Source organism: Mesorhizobium sp. M7A.F.Ca.CA.002.05.1.1, from assembly GCF_003998335.1.
Lineage (GTDB): Bacteria > Pseudomonadota > Alphaproteobacteria > Rhizobiales > Rhizobiaceae > Mesorhizobium.
On record NZ_RZQI01000063.1, the window covers coordinates 1 to 12,635 of the forward strand.

Below are 12,635 nucleotides of genomic sequence, written 5' to 3' on the forward strand. Positions count from 1 at the left end.
GGGCAAGAGAGGTCACCCTCCTGGCAGTTCAGGTAGGCCCTCAACTGCCTGGTGCGAGCCTTGGTCAGTTCAGCTTGACAAGCAGCGGCAACCATCGGCGCCGCGGAGCCACCATCGTCACCGCTGGATTGAAACGTGCATTCGGCGTTGCGGAACGCAATCCACGCTCTCTGCGCTTTCACCAACCGTGCCTTGCCGTCGGAATCATCCGTAAGCCGCTTCTGGATTTGCTTGAAGGTTTGGTTCAACGCCTGATCGGCTCTTTTGAAGTCCGAAGCTGGATCAGCCAGAGCCGCAGTGGCGGCGAACGACAGCATGGCGACGCCAGCAAGTAGAAAACGCATGATTGTATCCCCGGAATGAAAACAACCACAAGTAAGCACGCATGGGGGCAGCCGACAAGCACCGAAAAACCGTATAGTAAGCAAAGGGTTGTCGGGTTCAACAACGCAGGACGGACGAGGCTGGGGCCGTGAGGTGATATGCGGGGAATGGCCGCCACAAGCTGACGTCAAGATTTGCCGTTTCGCCATTGTCGTGGGCGGCGCCGGCGAGTTTCGCAACCCGGTCCTGGCAGACCGGACGCCGGACGCAAACGCCGTCGCGGAAAGCTGTGCGCCCGTCCCGGTGCTGACCGGGACGGGCGACGGGCAATCAGATCATTGCGGCTCTGGATCAGGCGTATTTCCCGGCCTGTCGCCGCCGCCCTTGCCTTCACGGCAAGGCTCGCCGATGCCGCAGCATTTGCCGTTGTAGGTGACGCCGGGCTTCAGCTTGTCGCATTCCCTGGGAGCGGTTGTCTTGCAGCCGGCCAGCACCGAAACGGCGATGGCGGCCAAAAGGACGTTTCTTGAAACAGTAAACATCAGACGTTCTCCTTGATGGACCATGTTTGGACACATCGCTTGGTCGCGCCTCGGGAGAAATTGGTTCACAAGAAAATTGCGATCACCGGCGGAATCTTTTTGCGAGCTTGCCTTCGCGTGAAGGCGCATCGCCGATGCCGGGGCATTTTGCCATGCTATGTGGTTTTCGGATTTGATTTATCGCATTGTCTTGTCGGCGTTGCCTGCAACCTGCCGTGACCGATGCAGCAGAACCGTAACAGGACATTCGCAACATTGCAGGCGAGAGACGTTTTCCATGATTGATCGCGTTGGACAATTCAGGGCTTGGTCGCCTCACACTCAGAAATGGTCCAGGATCGAAGCCGGAATGGTTGGCGAAACTGCGCGCATTCCCGAGGCGGTGATCGGGTCTCCTTGCGTGCCGTCATGAGTTCACAGTCCAGAAGGGAAAAACTGTCGCCTTGGCCGAAGATACATCGCGAACTGAACCGTGTGCGCACGCAATTGCAGTCGCCGTGGGCGACATTGGGCAACGCGCTCATTTCCGCAAAGCAGAACGCTGAATACCGACGCGAACTCGGCAAGCGGATCGAAGCCGCCCGCGAGACTTACACGGCGTCGCCGATCTCGCAGATTGCCGACAGCTTCATGCTCGTCCGGATCATCGGCAATGATCTGGAACCGCGACACCGCAAGGGCCAGTCATTCGACAACGTGCTGTTCATTCTGGACAACGAACCGGTCTTCGACGCCTGCGAAAAATTCTGGATCGTCAATCGGATAGTCGACACCGACGAGGAAGCCCGGATCATCGGCCTGCTCGAAAGCCGCCGCCAGAATTTTCACACAATCCCCTTCGAACTCGATGCGTACCGGAAGATATCCTGGGACGTCGACCAGCTTGTTGCCGGCGACCTCAGATTCTCAGAGAAGGGCCGGGCGAGCGGAAAGTCCGCGCGTTACGAAACGCACATCCGCCGCAGCAAGAACCTCTATGTGATGAACAACAATGGGGCTCGCAACGCCGCGCTCGCGATTGCCCGCGGCAGGGCAAAATGGCTGATGCCCTGGGACGGGAACTGCTACCTGACAGGCTCTGCGTTCCAGCGGATACGGTCCGCGATCGAGAGAAACCCGCACCTTCCCTACGCTGTGGTGCCCATGGCGCGTATTGTCGACAATGCGCTTCTGCTGGACCAGAGCTTCCAGCCGCCGGCCGAGGAAGAGCCGCAGATCATATTTCGAGCCGATACCACGCAACTGTTCGACGAAAACTATGGCTACGGAAGGCGGCCAAAAATCGAGATGCTGTGGCGGTTGGCAGTTCCCGGCCCCTGGGATCGCTACCGCGACGACGCCTGGGATTTTCCACGCCCGGTCCGGGCAGCGGATGCCGGGCTGCTCCAGAAAGCGGGCTGGGTGGCGCGCCTGGATTCAGGACGTTCGCATCTGGAGATCGGCAAGGCCGGCTTCGTCGCGCGTCTGGTCAGCCGCGACCAGGCGATCGTCGATATGGTCGATCAATGTGACGCCAAGGCAGTCGCCGCTCGGCTTGATACCTCCCGCCTGGCTTTCTATGACGAAGACGCCCTCGCCCACGCGGTAAAGGACGGACCCATCCTGCGCTATCTCGAAACCGCGGCCGGTCAGGCACTCGCCCGCGGTCCGTTCAGCGTGCTCGACAAGACTGGCCGAGCCCCCAGCGGGGATCCCCAGGACTATTTTCACCCGGCGCCTTACTGGTGGCCCGACCCCGACAGACCCGATGGCCTGCCCTATATCAGGCTCGATGGCGAACGCGTGCCCGGCACGGCATTGTATGCAGCAGGAAGCGAAACCTACGATCGCACACGCTTACAGCGCGTCTTCGACGACACAACCGTGCTTGCGCTCGCCGCAACCGTGCTTGATGGACGTCATTACGCCGTCCACGCCGCGAGGCTCATTCGCGCATGGTTTGTCGATCCCAAGACAAGAATGAACCCGCATTTGCGCTATGCGCAGGTGCGGTCGGGCCACGACAACAATGAAGGGGCCGGCTACGGCATCATCGAGCTGAAGGATTTCTATTTCTTCCTGGATGCCGTACGCTTGATCGAGCGAACAGGAGTACTGGGCGACGAGGATCGCGAGGCGTTCAGAGCCTGGCTCGGTTCCTACTGTGAATGGCTGGACACCGCGCCGGCAGCCGCGACGGCCTTCTGCAGCAGCAGCAACCAAGGAACGTACTACGATTTGCAGCGGGCATCGATCGCCACATTTCTTGGCGACAGCGCCACCCTGGCCAAGATCAGCCTCTATGCTCGGGAGAGATTGGCGACCCAGATCGCAGCCGACGGCTCCTTGCCCAGGGAACTGTCCCGCACGCGCCCCAGGCACTACGCCATGTTTACCTTGCAAGGCTGGACGTCGCTGGCCCGTGTCATGTCTTCGGTTGGTGACAATCTCTGGCAGCACAAGACAGCCGAGGGACTGGGACTGGTCCAGGCGCTGCACTGGCTTGTTGCGCACGAGAACAAGCGACACACCATGTCGGCCGAAACTGTCGATCCGGATCGGCTTGGGCCGCTGCTTCTCGACCTGACGCATCATGATCCCGCAGGGATGCCACCTGCCGATCTGGGAAGGGCGGCCAAGCCCATATTTCATCCAGACGAGGCAATCGCGCCTTTTTGGCTGTGGCGAAGACGTTAGAGCAGTTCACCGTTTCACGGAAACGGCGACCCGCTCTAACTCCTTGTTTTTAAGCAATTCCGGACGGAAAACCGTTTCACACTTTTCCTGGAATTGCTCTAGGGACGTCCGGCATTCCTGGCCTGTCACGTCGATGATGAGAACCACTTTCCCGAAATCAAACGCCCGCGACGGTGCAAAGGCTCTTCATTCTGGCCACCGCCAGATCGGGATCAGCGAGCAATCCGGCCTGGTCGGCAAGGCGGAACACGTCGGCATAGTGACGGATGCCGCGCGCCGACTGCATGCCGCCGACCATCGCAAAATGGTCCTGATGGCCATTCAGCCAGGCCATGAAGACGATGCCGGCCTTGTAGTACTCGGTCGGCGCCTCGAAGATTTTTCGCGATAGCGGCACGGTCGGCGCCATCAAGGCGTCATAGCCGGCGCGGTCACCCTCCGCCAGTTTCGCCAGCGCTGCATTGGCGACCGGCGCAATCGCGTCGAAAATACCGAGCAGTGCGTGCGAGTGTCTTTTCTCGTCGCCGGCGATCAGTTCGGGATAATTGAAATCGTCGCCAGTGAACATGACGACGCCGTCCGGCAGACGGTTCCTCAGCGCGACCTCCTTGCCGGCATCGAGCAGTGAGATTTTTATCCCCTCGACCTTGCCAAAGTGGCGTTCGATGATGGCAACAACTGTATCGAGAGCAGTCTCGAAATTCTCGCTGCCCCAATAGCCCCTGAGCGCCGGATCGAACATGTCGCCCAGCCAGTGCAGGATGACCTTGCCGGATGCCTGGGACAGGATGCGGTCGTAGACGCTGACATAGTCGTCCGGCCCCTTGGCAACTGCCGCCAGTGCCCGGCTGGCCATCATGATCGCCTTGCCGCCCAAGCCTTCGATGAAAGCGAATTGCCGCTCATAGGCGGTGACCACATCGTCCAGTGTCCTGGCGGCGGCGGGCGCCAGATGGTCGGTCCCGGCACCCGAGGCGAGATCGGCGCCATCGACGGTACGCGCCTCGGCGATCGAACGGCGAATCAATTCCTGCGCGTTTGCCCAGTCGAAACCCATGCCGCGCTGCGACGTGTCCATCGCTTCGGCGATGCGGAATCCCAACCGCCACAGATGGTGACGGAACGTCATCGTCCTGTCCCAGTCGACCACCGGCCTGGACCACGGATCGGTCATGGCAAGCGGATCGGCAACGACGTGCGCGGCGGCATAGGCGATACGCGAAAATCGCGCGCCGATGTCAGGCTGCACCGGTTCGCCGACCAGCGTGTACCGGGTGCTGCCGCCCCCCTCACCAGGCAAGGAAATGTCCATCGATCTCTCCCTTCGCAACGCTACTAGATGGAACGTTCCAATAAATCAAGAACCTTTAAGATTCGAACTCCACGGCAGGAAGAATGCTGCATTGCAACACAAAAGCCTTATGGAGCAAGCCATTTGAGTACGCACGATCGGCATTCGAGACGCGAGAAAAATCCCGATTGACTCACGACCGGAGCAGAGATTAGAACGTTCCAATACTTTTGGACCTGCAGTCGGGGAGGATGCATCTGGATGGCCAACCGGGCCAAGGCGACGATATTCGACATCGCCCGCGAAGCAGGCGTGTCCAAATCGACGGTATCGCTCGTGCTCCAGGGCAGCGGGCTGATCCGGCCCGAAACAGCGAGCAAAGTGCGCAAGGCGATCGAGGATGTCGGTTACGTCTACAACCGGGGCGCCGCCAATCTGCGCAAGGCGCACTCCAATGTCATCGGCATGGTCATCAACGATCTCACCAATCCTTTCTTCGCAGAGCTGGCGGTTGGCATGGAGCGGGTCTTCCAGTCGGCGGGCATCGTGCCGTTCATCGCCAACACGGCGGAAAATCCGGTGCGCCAGGAAGAAGTGCTGAAATCGCTGATGGAGCAAGGCGTCGCCGGCCTCATCGTCTCGCCGGCTCGCGGCACGACGCCGGGCGCCTTCAGGCGGATCGAGACGGCAGGTCTGCCGGTGGTCTTCGCCATGCGCCGGCTTCCCGAGAGCCGTATTCCGGTTATCGCGCCCGACAATCATCGCGGCGCCTATCTCGCCACCGCCCATCTGATCGGCAAGGGACATCGCAGGCTGGTCTTCTTCGGCGGTTCGTCCGACCTGGTGGTCTATCACGATCGGCTTGGCGGATTTCGCGAAGCCTGCGAGACGCAGGGCATCGCCGCCCGCGACGCACTGGTCGTCGAGGGCGAGACCAGCCGCAGAGGGGGTATAGGGTGTCTGGAAACCGCTCTCGCTATGGCTGAACCGCCGACCGCGGCGCTCTGCTTCAACGACGCTGTCGCCTTTGGCGCCATGCTGGCGCTGCGCAAGCGCGGGCTTGAGCCGGGAGTTGATTTCGCCATCGTCGGTTTCGACGATGTAGCCGAGGCCGAGCACTATATGCCGGCGCTGACCAGCGTCGCGGTGGACTCGGCCGGCCTCGGCGAACGCGCCGCCCATGTCATGCTGAAAATGATCCAGTCGCGCACCACGCGGGCCGAGGACCATATCGGCGCGGTCAATCTGGTCGTCAGGGAAAGCTGTGGCCCGGATCGCCGCACCCGAAACAGGACGGCCGGTTCGGGGATCATGAATTGAGCAAGGTCGTTTCGGCAGCGCAGGCAGCGGGCCTGATCAAGGACGGCATGGTCGTCTCCGTGTCGTCGTCGAGCGGTCTCGGCTGTCCGGACGCGGTGCTTGCCGCGATCGGCGAACGCTTCGAGGAGGAAGGCCACCCAAAAAATATCACCACACTTCACCCGATCGCCGCCGGCGACATGTACGGCATCAAAGGCATCGACCATCTGGCCAAGCCCGGCCTGCTGAAGCGTACTTTGTGCGGCTCCTACCCGTCCGGCCCCTCCTCTTCCGAACCGCCGCAGATCTGGAAGATGATCGGCGACAATTCGGTGGCCGCCTACAACGTGCCGTCCGGCATCCTGTTCGACATGCACCGCGAAGCGGCCGCCAAGCGGCCGGGCGTGCTGACCAAGGTCGGCCTCGACACCTTCGCCGACCCGCGCCACCAGGGCTGCGCCATGAACGCCGCCGCAAGCGAGCCGATCGTTTCGGTGCAGCAGTTCGACGGCGAGGAATGGCTCTATTTCCGCTCCATCGTGCCGCAGGTCTCGATCATTCGCGCCACGTCAGCCGACGAGCGCGGCAACCTCACCTACGAGCATGAGGGCGCCTATCTCGGTGGCCTCGAACAGGCGCTCGCCGCCCGTAACAATGGCGGCATCGTTATCGCGCAGGTCAAGCGCGTCGTCGAAAACGGTACGCTGAAACCGCATGACGTGCGCGTGCCGGGCGTCCTGGTCGACCATATCGTCGTCGCGCCCGACCAGTTGCAGACGACGCTGACACCCTATGACCCGGCGATCTCCGGAGAAATCTTCCGGCCGCTGTCGAGCTTCCGCACGCCGGAGATGAACGTCCAGAAAGTGATCGCGCGCCGCGTCGCCATGGAGTTGCGCGACGGCATGGCCGTCAACATCGGCTTCGGCATTTCCGCCAATGTCCCGCGCATCCTTCTCGAGGAAGGACAGCACGGCAAGATTACCTGGGTGATCGAACAGGGCGCGGTCGGCGGCGTGCCGCTGCTCGACTTCAAATTCGGCTGTTCGTCGAACGCCGACGCCTTCATGCCCTCGCCGCACCAGTTCATTTATTTCCAGGCGGGCGGCTTCGACGCCTCGCTATTGTCCTTCCTGCAGATCGACCGCCATGGCTCGGTCAATGTCTCGAAGCTTTCGGCGCGCCCGCATGTCACGGCTGGTGCCGGCGGCTTTGTCGACATCACCGCGCGGGCGAAGAAGATCGTGTTTTCCGGCTTCTTCAACGCCGGGGCAAAACTCTCATTGGCCGATGGCGGCATCCGCATCGATCAGGAGGGCAAGGTCAAGAAGGTGGTCAACGAAGTCGAGCACATCTCGTTTTCGGGCAAGCGCGCAGTCGCGCAGGGACAGGACATCACCTATGTCACCGAACGCTGCGTGATGAGGCTGACGCCGGAGGGCCTGGTCGTCACAGAACTCGCACCCGGCATCGATCTGCAGCGCGATGTGCTGGCGCAGTCGGAAATTCCGTTGGGCATTGCCAAGAACCTCAAGACGACACCGGCAGCCCTCTATCAGGAGCAACCGATAGGCCTGTCGCTGAATGGCGGCGCCTCGCTTGGAGGCGCGCATGGCTGAGCACCTCGTCACCTTTGAAACCGACGGCGCCATCGGCGTCGTCACGCTGCGCCGGCCGGAGAAATTCAACGCGCTGGACATTCCGATGCTGCGCGCGTTGGAGACGGCGCTTGACGCGGCCGAGATGGCCGAGGGCGTCCGCGTCGTGCTGCTGCGCGGCGAGGGCAAGGGATTTTGCGCCGGTGGCGATGTTGAAGCGTGGGCGCGGATGAGTGCCGCCGATTTCCAGGTGCAATGGGTACGCTACGGCCACCGCGTCTTCGACCGGCTGGCGCGGCTCAGGCAGCCGACCATCGCCGTTTTGTCGGGCCATGCACTGGGCGGCGGGCTCGAACTGGCTGTGGCTTGCGACTTCCGCGTGGCCGAAACACAGGTAAAATTGGGCTTCCCCGAAACCTCGATCGGCGTCGTTCCGGGCTGGTCCGGCACGCAGCGCGCCGTGCGCCGCTTCGGCGCGCAGACGGTGCGGCGCATGGCGCTGGGCGGCGAGATCTTTCTCGCCCCTGAAGCACTGGCCTTGGGCATTGTCGATCGGGTGGTCGAGACCGGCAAGGCGCTGGCTAATGCACAGGCGTGGGCGGAAAAGATCGCCGAGCGCGGGCCACTGGCGACGGAAGCCGCCAAGCTGATGATCGCGGTCGCCGAAGGCGAGGAAAGTGCCGCCGCCACCGAAGCGCTGGCCAGCGGCTTCATCGCCCTGACCGGAGATCTCAAGGCCGGCGTCGATGCCTTCAAGGCCAAGCAGAAGCCGGCCTTTTCGAGATCCTAGAGGAAAACAGATGAACGCCCCACTCAAGATCGCCATGCCGGCCGAGGCGGCTGCGGCACCGAAAGCCTACAGGCTGCTGATCGACGGCAAGCATGTCGATGCCCGCGACGGCCGCACGATTGCTCGAAATAGTCCCGGCCACGGCTTCACCGTCTCGCACTACGCACAGGCCGGCGAGGCCGAAGTGGAAGCCGCTGTGCAGGCCGCCCACAAGGCGTTCGAGACCGGTCCATGGCCGCGCATGAGGGCAGCTGAGCGTGCCGCGATCCTGCTCAAGGCGGCTGACCTGATCGAGGCGCGGCTTGAAGACATCGCCCGGCTCGACGCGCTGGAATCGGGCAAGCCGATCGCCCAGGCGCGCGGCGAGATCGGCGGCGCCGTTGACATCTGGCGCTATGCCGCCTCGCTTGCCCGCACGTTGCATGGTGAATCCTACGCCAATCTCGGCGATGCCATGCTGGGCGTCGTCCTGCGCGAGCCGATCGGCGTCGTCTCGATCATCACTCCATGGAATTTCCCGTTCCTGATCGTCAGCCAGAAACTGCCCTTCGCGCTCGCCGCCGGCTGCACGGCGGTGGTCAAGCCTAGCGAAATGACCTCGGCGTCGACCTTCGTGCTCGGCGATATCCTGATGCAGGCCGGCCTGCCCGCCGGCGTAGTCAACATCCTCGCCGGCTTTGGTGCCGACGTCGGCGCGCCGATGGTCAGTCATCCCCTGGTCGAGATGGTGTCGTTCACCGGCTCCACCCGCGTCGGCAAGATGACGATGGCCTCGGCCGCGCAGTCGCTGAAGAAAGTCTCGATGGAACTCGGCGGCAAGAACGGCCAGATCGTCTTCCCCGACGCCGACCTCGAAGCGGCCGCCGATGCGGCGGTGTTCGGCGGCTTCTTCAATGCCGGCGAGTGCTGCAATGCCGGCAGCCGGCTGATCGTTCACGAGGCGATCGCCGACGATTTTCTCAGCACCGTCAAGGCGCTTGCCGCCAGGGTCACGGTCGGCGATTCGCTCGATGACCCAACCAAGGTCGGCGCGATGATCTCGTCCGACCATCTGAAGAAGGTGGCCGGCTATGTTTCTGCCGCTGAAGGCGACGGCAGCCAGGTTTACAGCGGAGGCAAGCAATTGGCCTCCAATGTCGGCCAATATCTTGATCCCACCATCATCCGCGGCGTTACCGAGGAGATGGCCATAGCGCGCGAGGAAGTGTTCGGTCCGGTGCTCTCGGTGCTGACTTTTGAATCGATTGAAAAGGCGTTGCACATCGCCAACAACACGCCCTATGGTTTGTCGGCGGGCGTGTGGAGCGCCAGCATCGACACTTGCATGTCGGTCGCGCGTGGAGTGCGTTCGGGAACCGTTTGGGTGAACACATTCATGGAAGGTTATCCCGAGCTGCCTTTCGGAGGCTACAAGCAGTCCGGTCTCGGACGCGAACTCGGCAAACGCGCCGTCGAGGACTATACCGAGGAAAAGACAATTCAGTTTCATCGCGGCCAGCGCACCGGATGGTGGGTCGGCTGAGTTGAGAAGAACCCGGTGGGCTTCACCGGTCGTGTAATGCAACAAGGGAGGAAGTACATGTTGCGCAAACTGCTTATCGGAACGGCTCTCGCGTCGGGCCTGGCTTTCGCGGCCCACGCCGAGGACGTCAAGGAAGTGCAGATGCTGCATTGGTGGACGTCGGGCGGCGAAGCGGCTGCTCTCAACGTCCTTAAAGGCGATCTGGCCAAGGAAGGCTATGCCTGGAAGGACGTGCCGGTGGCCGGCGGCGGCGGCGATGCCGCCATGACCGCGCTGAAGGCGATGGTCGCGGCCGGCAATTATCCGACCGCCTCGCAGATGCTCGGCTATACCGTGCTCGACTACGCCGCTGCCGGCGTCATGGGCGACCTGACCGAAACGGCGAAGAAGGAAGGCTGGGACAAGTCCGTTCCGGCGGCCCTGCAGAAGTTCTCGGTCTATGACGGCAAGTGGGTCGCGGCGCCGGTCAACGTTCACTCGGTCAACTGGCTGTGGATCAACAAGGCCGTCCTGGACAAGATCGGCGGCACCGAGCCGAAGACCTTCGACGACTTCGTTGCCCTGCTCGACAAGGCCAAGGCGGCAGGCGTGATCCCGCTCGCTCTCGGCGGCCAGAACTGGCAGGAAGCCACCATGTTCGACTCCGTCGTGCTGTCGACTGGCGGACCCGAGTTCTACAAGAAGGCCTTCAACGACCTCGATGACGAATCGCTGAAGTCCGACACGATGAAGAAGTCGTTCGACAATTTGGCCAAGCTCGTCACCTATGTCGACCCCAACTTCTCCGGCCGCGACTGGAACCTTGCCACCGCCATGGTCATCAAGGGCGACGCCCTGGTGCAGGTCATGGGTGACTGGGCCAAGGGCGAGTTCAACGCCGCCAAGAAAACGCCGGGCACCGACTTCCTTTGCTATCGCTTCCCGGGCACCGACGGCTCGGTGATCTACAACTCCGACATGTTCGGCATGTTCAACGTTCCGGACGACCGCAAGGCCGCCCAGGTCGCGCTGGCCACCGCCACCCTGTCGAAGAGCTTCCAGTCGGCCTTCAACGTCGTCAAGGGTTCGGTTCCGGCCCGTACCGACGTTCCGGACACCGACTTCGACGCTTGCGGCAAGAAGGGCATCGCCGATCTGAAGGCGGCCAACGAAGGCGGCACGCTGTTCGGCTCGCTGGCCCAGGGCTATGGCGCGCCTCCGGCGGTCGCCAATGCCTATAAGGATGTCGTCTCCAAATTCGTCCATGGTCAGATCAAGACCTCGGACGAGGCCGTGACCGAGCTGGTCAAGGCAATCGACGACGCCAAGTAAGCGCCACGCGCCAAAAACCCTTCCCCGCTCCGGCGGGGAAGGCCCAGATCCGCGAACTTGGATCCGCGAAGCTGGTTGGCCGCGAGTCGACGGGAGGAGCCCATGAGCACGGTAGCGACAAGCCAGATCAAGCTGACGCCGGAGCATGCGCGGCCACGCGCCTCGGTGCGCTCACGCCTGCAGGACGCATTGCCGAAGATCGTGCTGGCGCCCAGCTTCGCCATCACCATCGTCTTCGTCTACGGCTTCATCCTGTGGACGATCTATCTGTCCTTCACCAATTCCAAGACCTTCCCGTCCTATGTCCTGACCGGCTCGCGCGCCTATCAGCGGCTGTGGGGCTGGACCTTCGACACCGACCCGCCGTCGAGCTGGTACACGTCGATCACCAATATGGGTATTTTCGGCTTTCTCTACATCGCCATCTGCCTAGCGCTCGGCCTGTTCCTGGCCATCCTGCTCGACCAGAAGATCCGCGGCGAAGGCATGTTGAGGCCGATCTATCTCTACCCGATGGCGCTGTCCTTCATCGTCACCGGCGTCGCCTGGAAATGGTTTCTCGATCCCGGCCTCGGCCTCGAGCAGACCTTGCATCAATGGGGCTGGACGAGCTTCCATTTCGACTGGATCAAGAACAAGGATTTCGTCATCTACACGGTGGTCATTGCCGGCGTCTGGCAGGCCTCCGGCTTCATCATGGCGATGTTCCTGGCCGGCCTGCGCGGCATCGACGGCGAGATCATGAAGGCGGCGCAGATCGACGGCGCCACCACCTTCCAGCTCTACCGCCGCATCGTCATCCCGCTGCTGCGGCCGATCTTCCTGTCGGCTTTCATCGTGCTCGCGCATCTCGCCATCAAGTCCTACGATCTCGTGGTCGCACTGACCAGCGGCGGGCCCGGTGGATCGGCCTGGCTGCCGTCCAACTTCATGTATGAGTACACGTTCAAGCGCAACGAAATGGCCGTCGGCTCGGCCAGTGCGGTGATCATGCTGATGACCATCGTCGCAATCATCGTGCCCTATCTCTATTCGGAACTGCGGGAGAAGCCGCGATGAGCGCCTTCACCACTCCCGCCCGCCAGGCCTCCGGCGGCGTCAACGCCAGGGTCATCAACCGCATCGTCATCTACGGGCTGCTGGCGCTGTTTGCGCTATTTTATCTGATGCCGCTGTTCGTCATGCTGGTGACCTCGTTCAAGACCATGGACGAGATCCAGAACGGCAACATGCTGGCGCTGCCCAGGGCACCGACCTTCGATCCCTGGCTGAAGGCCTGGGG

The 12,635-nt window shown here is 62.3% G+C and carries 10 protein-coding genes and 1 pseudogene; 8 read left to right on the top strand and 3 right to left on the bottom strand.

Annotated features, from left to right (window positions below; all coding sequences use genetic code 11):
- Window positions 1–344 (bottom strand): lysozyme inhibitor LprI family protein (locus EN939_RS05590; protein ID WP_127267239.1); only part of this gene is annotated, 344 nt, incomplete at its 3' end.
- 315 nt (window positions 345–659) lie between these two features.
- Window positions 660–866 carry a hypothetical protein gene (locus EN939_RS05595; protein WP_127267240.1) on the bottom strand — a complete coding sequence of 69 codons (207 nt, stop codon included), beginning with the start codon at window positions 864–866 and terminating at the stop codon, window positions 660–662.
- Window positions 867–1,274: 408 nt separating this feature from the next.
- On the opposite strand from EN939_RS05595, the gene EN939_RS05600 reads away from it, so the two are divergent.
- On the top strand, window positions 1,275–3,542 hold the full coding sequence (locus EN939_RS05600) for an alginate lyase family protein (protein WP_127267241.1): 2,268 nt from the start codon (window positions 1,275–1,277) through the stop codon (window positions 3,540–3,542).
- Between the two features lie 157 nt (window positions 3,543–3,699).
- Here EN939_RS05600 and EN939_RS05605 read toward each other — a convergent pair whose 3' ends face one another.
- A complete protein-coding gene (locus tag EN939_RS05605) occupies window positions 3,700–4,854 on the bottom strand; it encodes a dihydrodipicolinate synthase family protein (RefSeq protein WP_127267242.1) in 1,155 nt (384 codons plus the stop codon).
- A 240-nt stretch (window positions 4,855–5,094) separates the two neighbouring features.
- Between EN939_RS05605 and EN939_RS05610 the strand changes: the two genes are divergently transcribed.
- The 7 genes and pseudogenes from EN939_RS05610 to EN939_RS05640 form a co-directional block, all read left to right on the top strand.
- Window positions 5,095–6,153 carry a LacI family DNA-binding transcriptional regulator gene (locus EN939_RS05610; protein WP_127267243.1) on the top strand — a complete coding sequence of 353 codons (1,059 nt, stop codon included), beginning with the start codon at window positions 5,095–5,097 and terminating at the stop codon, window positions 6,151–6,153.
- Window positions 6,150–7,751 (top strand): acyl CoA:acetate/3-ketoacid CoA transferase, encoded by a 1,602-nt coding sequence (locus EN939_RS05615; RefSeq protein WP_127267244.1) that lies wholly within the window; start codon window positions 6,150–6,152, stop codon window positions 7,749–7,751. Before EN939_RS05610 ends, EN939_RS05615 begins: the two co-directional genes overlap by 4 nt.
- Window positions 7,744–8,520 (top strand): enoyl-CoA hydratase/isomerase family protein, encoded by a 777-nt coding sequence (locus EN939_RS05620; protein WP_127267245.1) that lies wholly within the window; start codon window positions 7,744–7,746, stop codon window positions 8,518–8,520. The genes EN939_RS05615 and EN939_RS05620 overlap by 8 nt, the downstream gene beginning before the upstream one ends.
- Before the next feature lie 10 nt (window positions 8,521–8,530).
- A complete protein-coding gene (locus tag EN939_RS05625) occupies window positions 8,531–10,042 on the top strand; it encodes an aldehyde dehydrogenase family protein (protein ID WP_127267246.1) in 1,512 nt (503 codons plus the stop codon).
- 57 nt (window positions 10,043–10,099) lie between these two features.
- A complete protein-coding gene (locus EN939_RS05630; RefSeq protein WP_127267247.1) occupies window positions 10,100–11,353 on the top strand; it encodes an ABC transporter substrate-binding protein in 1,254 nt (417 codons plus the stop codon).
- A 102-nt stretch (window positions 11,354–11,455) separates the two neighbouring features.
- Complete coding sequence (locus tag EN939_RS05635; RefSeq protein ID WP_127267248.1) at window positions 11,456–12,412, top strand: carbohydrate ABC transporter permease; 957 nt, start codon at window positions 11,456–11,458, stop codon at window positions 12,410–12,412.
- Window positions 12,409–12,635: pseudogene (locus EN939_RS05640) on the top strand (carbohydrate ABC transporter permease); the annotation flags it as partial. The gene EN939_RS05635 and the pseudogene EN939_RS05640, both read left to right, overlap by 4 nt.

What these genes read in the sequence shown, in the direction of transcription:
- EN939_RS05610 (WP_127267243.1), top strand. Translation starts at nt 5,095, where the DNA reads ATGGCCAACCGGGCCAAGGCGACGATATTCGACATCGCCCGCGAAGCA.
- EN939_RS05630 (WP_127267247.1), top strand. Translation starts at nt 10,100, where the DNA reads ATGTTGCGCAAACTGCTTATCGGAACGGCTCTCGCGTCGGGCCTGGCT.
- EN939_RS05620 (WP_127267245.1), top strand. Translation starts at nt 7,744, where the DNA reads ATGGCTGAGCACCTCGTCACCTTTGAAACCGACGGCGCCATCGGCGTC.
- EN939_RS05625 (WP_127267246.1), top strand. Translation starts at nt 8,531, where the DNA reads ATGAACGCCCCACTCAAGATCGCCATGCCGGCCGAGGCGGCTGCGGCA.
- EN939_RS05600 (WP_127267241.1), top strand. Translation starts at nt 1,275, where the DNA reads ATGAGTTCACAGTCCAGAAGGGAAAAACTGTCGCCTTGGCCGAAGATA.
- EN939_RS05605 (WP_127267242.1), bottom strand. Translation starts at nt 4,854, where the DNA reads ATGGACATTTCCTTGCCTGGTGAGGGGGGCGGCAGCACCCGGTACACG.
- EN939_RS05595 (WP_127267240.1), bottom strand. Translation starts at nt 866, where the DNA reads ATGTTTACTGTTTCAAGAAACGTCCTTTTGGCCGCCATCGCCGTTTCG.
- EN939_RS05635 (WP_127267248.1), top strand. Translation starts at nt 11,456, where the DNA reads ATGAGCACGGTAGCGACAAGCCAGATCAAGCTGACGCCGGAGCATGCG.